The sequence below is a fragment of the Phytobacter cepae genome, from assembly GCF_054165735.1.
The window spans coordinates 5,143,499-5,158,755 of sequence record NZ_CM135107.1 but is presented as its reverse complement, the minus strand read 5'-3'; the positions used below and the strand labels follow the sequence as shown (position 1 = coordinate 5,158,755).

The following is a 15,257-nucleotide window of genomic DNA, read 5'->3' as shown; positions in this document are numbered from 1 at the left end:
GGCGGACTCCACTCGAACAAAATCGATAAATAAAAGACAGAAACATTAATGATTGTTGACACACGTCGATAAGACCCAACGGGGGTGACGTGCGAACCGCTATCTGCGGTTTTACACTTCATCCTTCAGGCCACCATATTGCTGGCTGGCGCTGCGCGACGTAAAAAAGGATGGTGTAAATTGCCCGGTGCTGATCCTCGGATCGCGATCGGGACCGCGGATCATAGCCTAATCTGCTTCAGAGATCTTGTGTTTCTCACAGATTCTTCACGATTTATCCACAGGGCAATTTGGAATCGGCTAAGTGTAAACGATCCCGGATAGCATGCGGGACGATTTACGCCGCATATTGGAAAATTTAATGAGTAAAGCTGAATTCTTGCTTAATTGATCTAACGAAGATCCTGGACGATCCTTGCGATTTCCTGTTTGGGTCGTATAATCCTCCCCCCGGCGCGTTAAGCTCATTTCAACCGTCGAACGTTGGCTGTTTTTCACCCTGAAATGTGCAAAAATAGACGCGTTATAAGGAAAGAGAATTGACTCCGGAGTGTACAATTATTACAATCCGGCCTCTTAAATCATCCACACTGAAGCGTTAGTCGTTCGCTTAGCCTTACGGACATACGCAAAAGTCAGTGAATTCATTCAAGTTTAGGTAGAAATCGCCATGAAACGCACTTTTCAACCGTCTGTACTGAAGCGCAACCGTTCACACGGCTTCCGTGCTCGTATGGCAACTAAAAATGGTCGTCAGGTTCTGGCACGTCGTCGTGCTAAAGGCCGTTCTCGTCTGACCGTTTCTAAGTAATAAAGCTAACCCTTCGAGTGGTTAAGCTAGCATTTCCCAGGGAGTTACGGTTGTTAACTCCCAATCATTTCACCTTCGTCTTCCAGCAGCCACAACGGGCTGGCACGCCGCAAATCACCATCCTCGGCCGCCTGAATTCGCTGGGGCATCCCCGTATCGGTCTTACCGTCGCTAAAAAAAATGTTAAACGAGCTCATGAGCGCAATCGGATTAAACGTCTGACGCGTGAAAGTTTTCGTTTACGTCAGCACGAACTTCCTGCAATGGATTTCGTGGTGGTGGCGAAAAAAGGGGTTGCCGATCTCGATAACCGTGCTCTCTCGGAAGCGTTGGAAAAATTATGGCGCCGCCATTGTCGCCTGGCTCACGGCTCCTGATAGGCCTTATACGGGCCTATCAAATCCTGATTAGTCCGCTACTCGGGCCGCGTTGCCGTTTCACACCTACGTGCTCTCACTATGGAATTGAGGCATTGCGCAGGTTTGGAGTGATAAAAGGCAGTTGGTTGACAGTGAAACGCGTATTAAAATGCCACCCTTTACATCCGGGTGGAGACGATCCCGTCCCGCCAGGACCCTTTAATACCAGAGAACACTAACGATGGATTCGCAACGCAATCTTTTTGTCATCGCTTTGTTGTTCGTGTCTTTCATGATCTGGCAAGCCTGGGAGCAGGATAAAAATCCTCAGCCTCAGCAGCAGATCACGCAGACTACGACCACCGCAGCGGGTAACGCAGCCGACCAGGGCGTACCAGCCAGTGGCCAGGGAAAACTGATTACGGTTAAAACCGACGTGCTGGAACTGACCATCAACACCCGTGGTGGTGATGTTGAGCAGGCGCATCTTTTGGGTTACCCGAAAGAGCTGGGTTCTAACGAGCCTTTCCAGTTACTGGAAACCACCCCACAGTTTATCTATCAGGCTCAGAGCGGTCTGACAGGTCGCGACGGCCCGGATAATCCGGCTAATGGTCCGCGTCCGCTGTATAACATCGAAAAAGATGCGTTCGCACTGGCTGACGGTCAGAACGAACTGGCGATTCCATTAACCTTTACGGATGCGGCCGGTAACACCTTTACCAAAACCTTCACCCTGAAACGTGGTGAATATGCGGTAAACGTAGATTACAACGTGCAGAACAGCAGCGAAAAACCGCTGGAAGTCTCTGCCTTTGGTCAGCTGAAGCAATCCATCAATCTGCCATCGCACCGCGATACAGGCAGCAGCAACTTCGCACTGCATACTTTCCGTGGCGCAGCGTACTCTACGCCAGACGCGAAGTATGAAAAATATAAGTTCGATACCATTGCTGATAACGAAAACCTGAACGTCAGTGCAACCAACGGCTGGGTGGCGATGCTGCAGCAGTACTTTGCGACTGCGTGGATTCCACACGTTGCGGGCGCGAATAACTTCTATACCAGCAACCTGGGCAACGGTGTTGCAGCCATCGGCTACAAATCTCAGCCGGTCCTGGTACAGCCTGGCCAGACCGCAGCGCTGAACAGCACCCTGTGGGTTGGTCCGGAAATTCAGGACAAAATGGCCGCAGCAGCACCTCACCTGGATTTGACCGTTGATTACGGTTGGTTGTGGTTCATCTCTCAGCCGTTGTTCAAACTGCTGAAATGGATCCATAGCTTCCTGGGCAACTGGGGCTTCTCCATCATCGCGATTACCTTTATCGTTCGTGGCATCATGTACCCGCTGACCAAAGCGCAGTACACCTCCATGGCGAAGATGCGTATGCTGCAGCCGAAGATTCAGGCCATGCGTGAGCGTCTGGGCGATGACAAGCAACGTCAAAGCCAGGAAATGATGGCGCTCTACAAAGCGGAAAAAGTAAACCCGCTGGGTGGGTGTTTCCCGCTGCTGATTCAGATGCCAATCTTCCTGGCGCTGTATTACATGCTGATGGGCTCGGTTGAACTGCGCCACGCGCCGTTCGCGCTGTGGATCCACGACTTGTCCGCACAGGACCCGTACTACATCCTGCCGATCCTGATGGGCGTAACGATGTTCTTCATCCAGAAGATGTCGCCGACCACCGTGACCGACCCGATGCAGCAGAAGATCATGACCTTCATGCCGGTCATCTTCACCGTGTTCTTCCTGTGGTTCCCGTCAGGCCTGGTGCTGTACTATATCGTCAGTAACCTGGTGACCATTCTGCAGCAGCAGCTGATTTACCGTGGTCTGGAGAAACGTGGTCTGCATAGCCGCGAGAAGAAAAGCTCCTGATACTCTTCATTCTTCAAGCCGCAGCTGCGTTGGCTGCAACTTGAATTATTTCGAGTATTCACGGTAAAGTTAATGCCAGAGAAGGCGGTCATTAGACCGCCTTTTTTACATTTAAAAGAGAACTATCATGAGCCATAACGACACCATTGTCGCCCAGGCAACCCCACCAGGACGCGGTGGCGTGGGTATCCTGCGTATTTCAGGCCTGAAAGCCCGTGATGTGGCGCAAACGGTTTTAGGCAAGCTGCCAAAGCCTCGCTACGCCGATTATCTGCCGTTCAACGATGTCGACGGTAAGGCACTGGATCAGGGCATCGCCCTGTGGTTCCCTGGCCCCAACTCCTTTACTGGTGAAGACGTCCTGGAATTACAAGGCCACGGCGGTCCGGTGATTCTGGATTTACTGCTCAAACGCATTCTGACTATCCCAGGGCTGCGCATTGCCAACCCGGGCGAGTTTTCCGAGCGTGCCTTCCTCAATGACAAACTGGATTTAGCGCAGGCAGAAGCCATCGCCGACCTGATTGATGCCAGCTCAGAGCAGGCAGCACGCTCCGCACTGAACTCCTTGCAGGGTGCGTTCTCCGCGCGTGTAAATCATTTAGTGGAAGCACTTACTCACCTGCGAATCTACGTTGAGGCGGCTATCGACTTTCCTGATGAAGAGATCGACTTCCTCTCTGACGGTAAAATTGAAGCCCAGCTCAACGAGGTCATTGTTGATCTGGACGCCGTGCGTGCTGAAGCGCGCCAGGGCAGTCTGCTGCGCGAAGGGATGAAGGTGGTGATTGCCGGTCGCCCGAATGCCGGGAAATCAAGCCTGCTGAACGCGCTGGCGGGCCGTGAAGCGGCGATTGTGACGGACATTGCTGGCACCACACGCGATGTACTCCGTGAACACATCCATATTGACGGTATGCCGTTGCATATTATCGATACTGCCGGCCTGCGTGATGCCAACGACGAAGTTGAACGTATCGGTATCGAACGCGCCTGGCTGGAAATCGAGCAAGCCGACCGGGTGCTGTTTATGGTGGACGGCACCACCACCGACGCGCAGGATCCTGCCGAAATCTGGCCGGACTTTATTGCCCGCCTGCCGCAAAAATTGCCGATCACCGTTGTACGTAACAAAGCCGATGTCACAGGCGAGGCGCTGGGTATCAGCGATGTGAATGGTCACTCACTTATTCGCCTTTCCGCGCGAACCGGTGAGGGTGTGGAGGCGCTAAGAAACCATCTCAAACAGAGTATGGGGTTCGATACCAACATGGAAGGCGGCTTCCTTGCTCGCCGTCGCCATCTCCAGGCGCTGGAAGAGGCGGCAAACCATCTGCAACAGGGCAAAGCGCAGTTGCTGGGTGCCTGGGCAGGTGAATTGCTGGCGGAAGAGTTACGCCTGGCGCAGCAGTCGCTCAGCGAGATTACCGGCGACTTTACCTCTGACGACCTGCTTGGCCGCATTTTCTCGAGCTTCTGTATCGGAAAATGACCCTCTCTGCCGCTGCACTTAGCAGGCTTTACACGGCGACCAGTGAAAAAACGCTGGCCGCCTGGCAGGTCGCACCTGATTGCGGCGAACCCATGCGTCAGGCTTATTATGATCCGCATAAACTGGCGCTGGCGAGCGGGATCCAACCGGCGTTATCATCCGCAGTTTCCGCACTGCTCGCTGAGCTGGCGCTGTTAACCGACGGTGATGAACGGGCTGATATCATGCCGCCCGCAGGGCTGCACTTCACCTTTCTGCCCTTCACTTTGCCGCTGTATGATGACGAACATCAGCCTGACGATCTCGCGCCGTTGCAGGCCCTTTGGCAAAAGTGGCACCGCCAACCGCTAAACATCGAAGCGCTCCGACTGGTGGCGCTTCCCAGCCAGCTTTTACTCGCGGGCGTTGCCGATGAAAAAAGCATACAGGCACGGCAGGCTCTCTGCGAGGCACTGCTGACCTCACCCTGGCGCGATAAGCTGATGGCTCGACACCGGAACGCCCCGCTGCCACCGCTCTTCTGGCACACAACATTATTACGTTATCGTGCACAATATCTCCCCCTGCCGATTCGGCACTTTTTTGCACAACATCAGCATCAGCGTTACGGCGCTGTCGAGGGCACGTTGACCCTTGCCCAGGTGAACTACAACTGGACGCGCGTACTGCCCTGCTGACTCAATTGTGGAGGAAATGTGGAAAGGGGGAAGTATTGACTAAATAAATTGTAAAAGTCGCCATCAGGGGCTTTTCAGATCTGTATTTCCACATTAAAACCTAAACGGTATACGCGATAATGTGAATTATCGTTTCCAGTACCAGACCATTATCACGGAGCGAAAAATGGCAACGCATTTTGCAAGAGGGATCCTTTCTGAAGGCTGTTCAGCCTCCCCCCGGCTCTCTCAGGCCTGTCGCGACAGCGCGAGACAACTTCCTGAGCACCAGCAATCACGCTTCCTGGCATCACGGGCCTTACTCGCAGAAATGATGTTTATGTTGTACGGACTCGGTGAATTACCGGACATCATGACTGAAGCCAGCGGCCGCCCTAAATTTGCCGATCCTGACCTGCCGCACTTTTCTCTGGCGTATGCCGGAAATATGGTGGGCGTGGCGATCATCACCGAAGGTGAATGTGGCCTGGATATGGAACTCCAGCGCGCGACACGCAGCTTCCATAGCCCTCACGCGCAGCAAGGTAAACACTTTTCCAGCAATGAACAGTTGTGGATTAACAATCAAAACGACCCCAATGAGGCTCAGACTCAGCTCTCCACCCTCAGACAAAGCGTGCTGAAGATGATAAGCCAGATGGGGGATGGCAACGATATGCTGCAACTGCTGCCCGGCGCAGGGCGTCTGCGTGTACAGCAACGGGCGCAGGTAGAAGTCTTGAGTGATGCTGAAGATGTCCTGATCTGGTCGGTCGCCGCCACACCGGCGATTGAAAGCCTGAAAATATGGGAATATGACGGCAAGAACGGCTGGCGCTATCTCTCTGACGTGCAAACCCGTGCCAACGACCCCGCCTCCCGTCTGATGCGATTCACCAGCTTGCCAGCAGACAGGTAAAGTTGGGCCGCTGAACGGGCCTGGCTGAGTCTGCTCAGCGTGTGCTAATCCAATAAAAAAGCCCGGAGGCGATATCGCGCTCCGGGCTTTTATCGTTACAGCTGAAGTTATTAATGGTCGATAAAGACGATTTTCAGCAGGAACAGCAGGGCCACCACAATGACGCACAGGCTCAAATCGCGCAGACGTCCGGTGAAAATTTTCATCACGCAGTAAGAGATGAAGCCCAGCGCAATACCTTCAGTGATTGAGAAGCTGAACGGCATCATGACCGCGGTAATAAACGCAGGGACCGCTTCCGTCAGGTCATCCCACTTCACACGGGAGAGGCTGGAGGTCATCAGTACACCAACGTAGATCAGCGCGCCCGCCGCAGCGTAGCCCGGCACCATCCCGGCCAGAGGCGACAGGAAGATAACCAACAGGAACAGAAGGCCGACCACAACCGCCGTCAGCCCCGTACGGCCACCGACTGAGACACCAGAAGATGACTCGATGTAAGCCGTCACGGAAGAGGTACCGATAAAGGAACCCGCGACGGACGAGATGCTGTCGACATACAGCGCCTGCTTCATACGCGGGAATTTACCTTTTTCGTCCACCAGCCCGGCTTTGTCGGTGACCCCGATGAGCGTGCCGGAGGAGTCGAACAGGTTAACCAGCATGAAGGAGAAAATGACCCCTGCCAGACCGATATTAAACGAACCGGCGAGGTCTACGTTACCCACTACGCTTGTGATGCTCGGCGGGGCAGACACAATTCCGTGATACTGAACATCGCCCAGCAACCAGCCCAGCAGGGTAGTTACAACGATGGAAACCAGTACCGCAGCATGAATGTTACGGGAAGCCAGAATCGCGATGATAAAGAAGCCCAGCACGCCCAACAGAACGCTGTGGGAGGTCAGGTTGCCAATGGAGACGAGGGTGTCTTTGTTCGCCACGATAACACCGGCATTTTTCAGCCCCATCATGCCGATAAACAGACCGATCCCGCTGGTGATCCCCACGCGCAGGCTGACCGGGATATTGGCAATCATCCAGTAACGCACGCGGAAAATGGTCAGCAGCAGCAGGCCAACCGCGCCCCAGAAAATCGCGCCCATGCCGATCTGCCAGGAAAGTCCCATTGCCCCGACCACGACAAAAGCGAAGAAGGCATTCAGCCCCATTGCGGGTGCCAGCGCAACCGGCAGGTTGGCCACCAGGCCCATCAGGATACTACCAAACGCTGCAATCAGGCAGGTCGTCACGAAGACCGCGCTGGTGTCCATGCCAGCGACACCCAAAATCTGCGGGTTAACAAAAACGATGTACACCATCGTTAAAAAGGTGGTGAAACCGGCGATCACCTCGGTGCGTGCCGACGTGCCATGTTCGCGCAGTTTAAACACGCGCTCGAGCAACCCGTGGCCCGACGCCTGGGTAGTGTGTTGTTGGCTCATTATCAATTTCCGGACAAAGGAGGGAAAATTCGTCGCTATCCTATACCAAAATGAGACAATGTTGACCGTTATCACACACTTTTTTTCATTGAATTTGCTTATACGGCAACGATTGCGTGGGGTAATCTGGCTTAAGTAAACGTTAAACTTGCAAGTAACAGGAAAAGGCATGTCTGAAATAGAAGCAGTATTTTTCGACTGTGACGGCACCCTGGTCGACAGTGAAGTCATTTGTTCGCGCGCGTATGTGCATATGTTTAAAGAGTTTGGTATCACCCTCGATCTGGAGGAGGTGTTCAAACGCTTCAAAGGCATGAAGCTCTACGAGATCATCGAAGTGATTGGCGAAGAACACGGAAAGACGCTGGACAAGACTGCGCTGGAGCCCGTGTTCCGCAGCGAAGTTGCCCGTCTTTTTGATGCTGAGCTGGAAATCATTCCTGGCGCAAAAGCGCTTTTAGACGCGGTGACCGTGCCGATTTGCGTGGTATCCAACGGCCCGGTCAGCAAAATGCAGCACTCTCTGGGCAAACTGGGGCTACTGCACCACTTCCCGGAACTCTTGTTTAGTGGCTACGATATCCAAAGCTGGAAGCCTGACCCGGCGCTGATGTTCCATGCCGCCAACGCGCTGAAGGTAAACACAAAACACTGCATTCTGGTGGATGATTCGGTGGCTGGCGTTCAGTCCGGCATCGCAGCGGGTATGGAGGTCTTTTACTTCTGTGCCGATCCGCATAACAAGCCCATTGAGCACCCGCAGGTCACGACCTTTACGGCGCTTTCACAGCTGCCGGAACTCTGGCGCGCCCGCGGCTGGAACATCATTCGCTAAGAATGACGCCTCTCCCGCGAAGGAAGAGAGAGGCGTAACACCTTACTTAAATAACTTCTGCACAAACTCAGCATAAGCCGGACGCCAGACGTCCATTTCATGGTTCAGGCCCGGGTACATCTTGTAATCAAACTTGATGCCCTGCTTCTCCAGTTCACTTTTAAGGCCCGCAATATCTTTACCGGTCACCGAGTCTTTCTCGCCCACCACCACCGTAAAGTTATGAAGCTGGGCATTAACCCCCTGCGGTTTATTAAGCTGTGCCGTCACCCCTGCGTCCGGTACCGTTGTGGTGGTCACGCCGCTGAAGGTCGCCAGCCAGCCGAAACTCTCCAGATGGTTCATCCCTGACACCAGCGCCTGATAGCCACCTTGCGATAATCCCGCCAGGGCGCGCCCGGCTGCGTCCTTACGCACGTTAAATCGACCGTCGACCAGCGGAATAATGTCATGCATTAATTCCCGGTCAGCCGCTTTGGCATTAAGAGGATAGAAGGTCTTACGCCGCTCTTTCGGCGGATAATTTTCCGCAATCGCCTGCACGATGTCGGTCTCTGTATCCGGCACAACCACCAGCATCGGCTTAATTTTGCCTTCTGCCAGCAGGTTATCCATGATCTGCGGCAGACGCCCCTGGTCGATCGCCGAAAGACCGGTGTCACCAAAGCCATGATAGAAGTAGAGCACCGGCAGCGGTTCACCTTTGCCGTTATAGCCCGGCGGCGTCCAGATATAGACGCGACGCTCAGAACGCAGCTCTTTTGAATGGTAGGTCACGGTCAGCAGGTCGCCATGAGGAACCGCGCGATCGTCCAGAATGCTCCCCGGCACCAGAATCAGGCTGGTATTCACCTGGCGCTGCGGCTTCTGATAACGGCTGCCGGTGTCTACCGAGCGGAACCCGTCCACATCGAAATAGTACTCGTAGAGGTTCGGTGCCAGGCTCTCGCTCTTCCAGGACCAGACACCGCTGTCGTCTTTGGTCATATCATGGGAGACGAAGCTGTCCGGCGTGGACCCGGTAACCACCGAAACACGTTTAGCTCCCGGCGCGAACAGGCGATAGGTGATGCTCTTATCTGCGTTGACCTGCGTAACATACTGGCTTACCGGAACAGACATATCTGGCGTGACCGGGAAGGGTGCTGCAAACGCAGGAACTGCCATAGCGCCTAACAGCGCTGATACCGCAAGGGTCAGACAGGTAAGTTGTCGTTTCATATCATTACCTTCATGTTGTTTTCCGTTCAGACTCATCGATTACTCTTCGCACGCTTTACCACCAGACTTCGGCTTGTACGCCCGCCGCAAACTGGTCGTTTTTCTCATCGGCAAAGCTAAAGTTATCCAGTTCGTTGTTTAATGCGTGGATGTAAGTCCCATAAAAACGAATTTCCGGACGAGAAGTCAGTAAGCTGGTGTTGACCTTAAGCGCATGGTAAAGCGTGGTTTTATAACCAGACTCTTTGTACTTCACCCCCAGTTGATCTTTGTTCTGTTGATTGAAATATGCCAGTTCTACACCAGACTGGTTGTATTTATCCCAGACATAAGATGGGCGAATCACTGCGCGGTAGCTGGTAAAATCACTGTGCGCGCCGGTTTCGTAGCTGTAGACATCTTCACCACGTGAATAGACCAGTGCGTTGGCAAGGATCACGTTGTCGGTCAGATACGTTTCCCCCTGAGAGACCAGGCGAATTGCCGTACCGTTGGTGTGATCGCCATAGTAACGACCATTAAAGGCTGTATTCGGACTGGAGTCGGTGTAGCGGGAGAAGCTGCTGGCCAGTGAGTTGTTCGCCATCAGGAAGCTAAACTCGTTAAAGCCGCCGTTATTGAACTTCTGCGTCAGCGCCGTTCCTACCATCCAGGTATCTTTCCATTTGTAATACCCGTTGTCGTTAACGTTATCTTTCTGCTCGTCGGTGGAGTTCCCCATCGCATAACGACCATTCACCATCAACTCAGCGTTATTCCATAGCGGAATCGCTTTATAACGCACATCCACGGTGTTGGTGTTGAGCTGCTGCGAGTGGCTGAGCGTACGATCGTACTGGTCGATATCGGCACGCAGCAGGGCAATATCCAGCTTGCCGCTACCCAGCACCATATTTTCGATCCCGACACCGCCCGCGTTATCGGTAGGGAGGGTTTTCCAGTCAAGCATCTGCACTTCGTGCTTAGGTAGCTGATGTTTACCGACCCATAGTTCAGCCTCAGGCGCAAACGGCAGGAACCCGGTGGTGGTCAGGTAGATATCGGAGAATTGCAGGAGATTATCGTTGCTGCTGTTGTCGCCAAACCAGCCCGACGCATAAGACTGACCGACGTTACCGTCCAGCATCACCACGGCCTTCGCCGTTTTGCCATTTTCATTGTAGACACGCTGAGAGAGCTGCAAATCAAACCAGCTGGTGTACTCATTACCAAAGCGCCCCAGCGATCCGATAGCCCATGATTTTGGCGAGCCATTGGTGGAAGCCCCCCAACCCGAACGGATATAACCGTTGTAACTAAAACCAATTTCATCCTTAACGTACTTACTGAGATCCTTCATCGACATCGGCGTTACCGCCTCTGTTTTCGCAGGTTGCGTGCCCGCCGCTGGCGCGGCCTGAACCAGCACTGCCGACGGTGCAGCAACCGGGGCTTTTGCAGCAGTGGCTGTAGGTTGAGAGTAATACAACGCCTGTTTGTTTTTCTCATCGTCCTTGTAGCGCTGTAATTCCTTTTTCGTTTCGCTGAGATCTTTCTCCAGCGCCGCCAGGCGCTGTTCGATAGTCAGGTTTTCTGTCGCAGCCACAGCAGGTGTAACGGAGTATAAAAATGATGATGCCAGAATTAAGGGTATTGTTTTTTTCATGGTTTCCATCCAACCATTTTTTGAATAAAAAAAAACCTGAACCCGCACGTAACAATACGTGCGGGTTCAGGTTTTGCCTGTCTAATGCAGTAACAATCCTGTGCTGGATATCGCAATGCGGCGGCGCACTTTTCCGTGCCCCAAAAACAAAAAAACCCGGCACCTCCGTTAAAGAGATGTCAGGTTTAGCCCGCAACGCGGTAGCAATCCAGTTTCAGCCCACAACATAGCGATTTTTAATCCGCCAGCAATGAGCAAAAGAACAAACTGTGATTCACCGCGAATTTTTTGCCCGTCTTACATTCGCGACATAGCCTTAAGTGTTATGTCAGAGAGCAAAATCACTCTTTAGGGTCATGGCCCGCAAGCAATTTGTCCAGTTCATCGCCGCCCACGTGACGGAAGTCCTGGCCTTTCACGAAGTAGAAGATGTATTCGCAGATGTTCTGGCAGCGGTCGCCAATACGCTCGATGGAACGTGCGCAAAAAAGGGCAGTCAACACGCTGGGAATCGTGCGTGGATCTTCCATCATGTAGGTCATCAGCTGACGCACGATGCCTTCATATTCCTGATCCACTTTCTTGTCTTCACGGTAGATACGCACCGCTTCGTCAAGATCCATACGCGCAAACGCATCCAGCACATCATGCAGCATCTGTACGGTATGGCGGCCCAGAGACTCGAGGCTGACCAGCAACGGCTGATGCTGAGAAGAGAATTTCTCCAGCGCCGTGCGGCAGATTTTATCCGCCACGTCGCCAATACGTTCCAGCTCAGCGATGGTCTTGATAATCGCCATCACCAGGCGCAAGTCGCTGGCGGTCGGCTGACGCTTTGCAATGATGCGTACGCAGGCTTCATCGATGGCGACTTCCATCATATTGACCTGCTTATCACCTTCGACAACGCGCTGCGCCAGCTCGCTGTCCTGGTTGTGCATGGCGGTAATCGCATCAGAAAGCTGCTGCTCTACCATCCCACCCATGGTCATGACCTGAGTGCGGATACTTTCCAGCTCAGCGTTAAACTGGCCAGAAATGTGTTTATTAAGGTTAAGGTTGTCCATCGTTCCTCCAGATGCCCAAAAGATTTCTGGCTGTAGCAAGGCGGCAACTGCGCGAATCCCCGGAAACGTAGATGACTACGTGACCGGAGTGAGCAAAGACAGCCAACGCGGGTACGGCCTGAAAGATGAAGGGCATATCAACCGTAGCGGCCAGTAATATAATCTTCGGTTTGTTTCTTCTTCGGCTTCGTGAACAGATCATCAGTATTACTGAACTCAATCAACTCGCCGAGGTACATAAACGCTGTGTGATCGGAGCAACGCGCAGCCTGCTGCATGTTGTGGGTAACAATCACAACGGTGTAATCCTGCTTAAGCTCAGTAATCAGCTCTTCAATACGACCCGTTGAGATCGGATCCAGTGCAGAACAAGGCTCATCCAGCAGCAACACTTCCGGGCGAATAGCGATACCGCGCGCGATGCACAGACGCTGCTGCTGACCACCAGAGAGAGAGTAACCACTCTGGTGCAACTTATCTTTGGTTTCATTCCACAATGCGGCCTTGGTCAATGCCCACTGCACACGTTCGTCCATATCCGGACGAGAAAGCTTTTCAAACAAACGCACACCAAAGGCGATGTTGTCATAAATCGACATCGGGAACGGCGTGGGTTTCTGGAATACCATCCCGACTTTCGCGCGCAGCAGGGCGATATCCTGGGTGTTAGTGAGGATGTTATCCCCATCCAGCAGGATCTCACCTTCCGCTCGCTGTTCCGGGTACAGCTCATACATTTTGTTGAACGTACGCAGCAGGGTGGATTTACCGCAGCCTGATGGCCCGATGAATGCCGTGACCTGATTTTTAGCAATATCCAGGCTGATGTTCTTCAGGGCATGGAATTTACCGTAATAGAAGTTCAAATCACGAACCTGAATTTTGTCCGGCGTTGTCTCAACCATACTCATTAGTCTCTTTCCTCAATCAGCACCGCTTACGCCGTGCCGCAAAAATTAGTGTTTCTTGTTCGCGAAAACGACGCGCGCCAGAATATTCAACAACAGCACACACAACGTAATCAGCAACACACCAGCCCAGGCCAGTTGTTGCCACTCAGCAAACGGGCTCATGGCGAATTTGAAGATGGTGACCGGCAGGTTGGCGATAGGCTGCATCATGTCGGTACTCCAGAACTGATTCGAGAGCGCAGTAAACAGCAGCGGGGCTGTTTCACCTGCAATACGCGCAATCGCCAGCAGAACACCGGTCAGAATGCCGGAAACCGAGGCTTTAAGCGTAATCGCAGAAATCATCTTCCACTTCGGCGTTCCCAGCGCGTAGGCCGCTTCACGCAGGCTGTCCGGTACCAGTTTCAGCATGTTTTCAGTGGTACGAATCACGATAGGAACCTGCAGCAACGCCAGTGCAATCACGCCAGCCCAGCCAGAGAAGTGCTGCATCTGCATCACCACAATGGTGTAGACAAAGAGGCCGACAACGATAGACGGGGCAGAAAGCAGAATATCGTTAATGAAGCGAATCACTTCAGCGAGCCAGGATTTACGCCCGTATTCAGCAAGGTAAATACCTGCCAGGATGCCCAATGGCGTACCGAAAGCGGTGGCCCAGAAAATCAGTAATCCACTGCCTGCCAGGGCATTAGCCAGCCCCCCGCCCGCCGTGTTCGGCGGCGGCGTCATTTCGGTGAAGAGCGCAAGGGACATACCGTCAAAACCGCGTGTCACGGTCGACATCAGGATCCAGATAAGCCAGAACAAACCGAATGCCATCGTCGCCATGGAGAGCGTAAGCGCAATACGGTTTTTCGCACGGCGTTTTGCCTGCATCTTACGGCGGGATTCTGCCAGTTCAGTTGAGGCTTGCATTTCGAGCGTAGCCATTAGCGTGCCCCCTCATTTTTCGCCAGACGCATGATCATCACTTTTGAGATTGCCAGCACGATAAAGGTAATCACGAACAGGATCAGACCCAGTTCCATCAGGGCGGCAACATGCAGTCCGGACTCCGCTTCAGCGAACTCATTCGCCAGTGCGGAAGTAATACTGTTACCCGGCATAAACAGCGATGCGCTGTCGAGCTGGTAGGTGTTACCGATGATGAAGGTTACCGCCATGGTTTCACCTAACGCACGGCCCAGCCCCAACATCACACCACCAATCACACCGTTTTTGGTGAACGGCAGAACGATACGCCAGATAACTTCCCAGGTGGTGCAGCCAATGCCATAGGCTGACTCTTTCATCATCACTGGGGTTTGTTCAAATACATCGCGCATAACGGAAGCGATGTAAGGAATAATCATGATAGCGAGGATCACGCCTGCAGCCAGAATCCCAATACCGAACGCCGGACCGGAAAACAGTGCGCCAACAAAAGGAATCGCTGACATCACATTGCCGACCGGTTCCTGGAAATATTTGGCAAACAGCGGCGCAAAGATGAACAACCCCCACATGCCGTAAACAATACTGGGAATCGCTGCCAGTAGCTCAATCGCAATCCCTAACGGGCGCTTCAGCCAGCCAGGCGCCAGTTCAGTCAGAAACAGAGCGATACCGAAACTGACCGGGACAGCGATCAGCAGGGCGATAAAAGAGGTGACCAGCGTGCCGTAAATCGGCACCAGCGCACCAAAAATTTCGTTCGGCGCATCCCACTCTTTTGTCCAAAGGAAGGAGAATCCAAATTTCTGAATACTCGGCCAGGAGGAGAAAATCAGAGACACAATAATGCCGCCGAGCAGCAATAGCACAATCAGCGCAGCCAGTTTTACCAGCGCGCTGAATATCATGTCACCTTTTTTGCCCGGGGGGCTAAAAGCCGGCTTGGTTGCAGCCATAAATCACTCTTTAAGGTTGGGCCAGAAAGCGCGCATTCTATCGTGCTTTCTGGCTAACGTAATGCCATACCCTAACCCATTCGAGTCGCAGCCAACACGGCAGCGACTCGACGTAAGTC

14 protein-coding genes and 1 pseudogene are annotated in these 15,257 nt (G+C 53.1%); 8 read left to right on the top strand and 7 right to left on the bottom strand.

The annotated features are described in order from the left end of the window. Positions 1 to 670 precede the first annotated feature (670 nt). The 7 genes from rpmH to ACUY4Q_RS24140 all read left to right on the top strand — a co-directional run bounded on the left by rpmH (position 671) and on the right by ACUY4Q_RS24140 (position 6,122). Positions 671 to 811: a 50S ribosomal protein L34 gene (gene rpmH / locus ACUY4Q_RS24170; protein ID WP_003849659.1), complete on the top strand. Its 141-nt coding sequence runs from the start codon at positions 671 to 673 to the stop codon at positions 809 to 811. A 17-nt stretch (positions 812 to 828) separates the two neighbouring features. Then, positions 829 to 1,188 carry a ribonuclease P protein component gene (gene rnpA, locus ACUY4Q_RS24165; protein WP_088221260.1) on the top strand — a complete coding sequence of 120 codons (360 nt, stop codon included), beginning with the start codon at positions 829 to 831 and terminating at the stop codon, positions 1,186 to 1,188. Further along, a complete protein-coding gene (yidD, locus tag ACUY4Q_RS24160; RefSeq protein WP_458045122.1) occupies positions 1,152 to 1,409 on the top strand; it encodes a membrane protein insertion efficiency factor YidD in 258 nt (85 codons plus the stop codon). Before rnpA ends, yidD begins: the two co-directional genes overlap by 37 nt. Before the next feature lie 2 nt (positions 1,410 to 1,411). Further along, positions 1,412 to 3,055 carry a membrane protein insertase YidC gene (gene yidC, locus ACUY4Q_RS24155; protein ID WP_458045121.1) on the top strand — a complete coding sequence of 548 codons (1,644 nt, stop codon included), beginning with the start codon at positions 1,412 to 1,414 and terminating at the stop codon, positions 3,053 to 3,055. Positions 3,056 to 3,182: 127 nt separating this feature from the next. Continuing rightward, positions 3,183 to 4,547, top strand: coding sequence for a tRNA uridine-5-carboxymethylaminomethyl(34) synthesis GTPase MnmE (mnmE, locus tag ACUY4Q_RS24150; RefSeq protein ID WP_458045120.1), 1,365 nt, complete (start codon positions 3,183 to 3,185; stop codon positions 4,545 to 4,547). After that, complete coding sequence (locus ACUY4Q_RS24145; RefSeq protein WP_458045119.1) at positions 4,544 to 5,224, top strand: hypothetical protein; 681 nt, start codon at positions 4,544 to 4,546, stop codon at positions 5,222 to 5,224. The genes mnmE and ACUY4Q_RS24145 overlap by 4 nt, the downstream gene beginning before the upstream one ends. 166 nt (positions 5,225 to 5,390) lie before the next feature. Beyond that, positions 5,391 to 6,122 carry a 4'-phosphopantetheinyl transferase family protein gene (locus tag ACUY4Q_RS24140; protein WP_458045118.1) on the top strand — a complete coding sequence of 244 codons (732 nt, stop codon included), beginning with the start codon at positions 5,391 to 5,393 and terminating at the stop codon, positions 6,120 to 6,122. A 110-nt stretch (positions 6,123 to 6,232) separates the two neighbouring features. Here the strand turns inward: ACUY4Q_RS24140 and ACUY4Q_RS24135 are convergent, their stop codons facing one another. After that, positions 6,233 to 7,567 (bottom strand): NCS2 family permease, encoded by a 1,335-nt coding sequence (locus tag ACUY4Q_RS24135; protein ID WP_458045117.1) that lies wholly within the window; start codon positions 7,565 to 7,567, stop codon positions 6,233 to 6,235. A gap of 169 nt (positions 7,568 to 7,736) precedes the next feature. On the opposite strand from ACUY4Q_RS24135, the gene yieH reads away from it, so the two are divergent. Next, the gene (gene yieH / locus ACUY4Q_RS24130; protein WP_458045116.1) at positions 7,737 to 8,402 is read left to right on the top strand and encodes a 6-phosphogluconate phosphatase; all 666 of its coding nucleotides are present in this window, start codon (positions 7,737 to 7,739) and stop codon (positions 8,400 to 8,402) included. Positions 8,403 to 8,444: 42 nt separating this feature from the next. On the opposite strand, the gene ACUY4Q_RS24125 is transcribed toward yieH, so the two are convergent. From ACUY4Q_RS24125 to pstC, 6 genes and pseudogenes are all read right to left on the bottom strand, one after another. Further along, complete coding sequence (locus ACUY4Q_RS24125) at positions 8,445 to 9,623, bottom strand: esterase (protein WP_458045115.1); 1,179 nt, start codon at positions 9,621 to 9,623, stop codon at positions 8,445 to 8,447. A 55-nt stretch (positions 9,624 to 9,678) separates the two neighbouring features. Next, a pseudogene (locus ACUY4Q_RS24120) lies at positions 9,679 to 11,196 on the bottom strand (carbohydrate porin); the annotation flags it as partial. Between the two features lie 413 nt (positions 11,197 to 11,609). Continuing rightward, positions 11,610 to 12,335 (bottom strand): phosphate signaling complex protein PhoU, encoded by a 726-nt coding sequence (phoU, locus tag ACUY4Q_RS24115; protein ID WP_458045114.1) that lies wholly within the window; start codon positions 12,333 to 12,335, stop codon positions 11,610 to 11,612. Between the two features lie 137 nt (positions 12,336 to 12,472). After that, positions 12,473 to 13,246 carry a phosphate ABC transporter ATP-binding protein PstB gene (gene pstB, locus ACUY4Q_RS24110; protein WP_458045113.1) on the bottom strand — a complete coding sequence of 258 codons (774 nt, stop codon included), beginning with the start codon at positions 13,244 to 13,246 and terminating at the stop codon, positions 12,473 to 12,475. Between the two features lie 45 nt (positions 13,247 to 13,291). Then, complete coding sequence (pstA, locus tag ACUY4Q_RS24105) at positions 13,292 to 14,179, bottom strand: phosphate ABC transporter permease PstA (RefSeq protein ID WP_458045112.1); 888 nt, start codon at positions 14,177 to 14,179, stop codon at positions 13,292 to 13,294. Continuing rightward, the gene (gene pstC / locus ACUY4Q_RS24100) at positions 14,179 to 15,138 is read right to left on the bottom strand and encodes a phosphate ABC transporter permease PstC (RefSeq protein WP_458045111.1); all 960 of its coding nucleotides are present in this window, start codon (positions 15,136 to 15,138) and stop codon (positions 14,179 to 14,181) included. The genes pstA and pstC overlap by 1 nt, the downstream gene beginning before the upstream one ends. Positions 15,139 to 15,257: the final 119 nt, after the last annotated feature.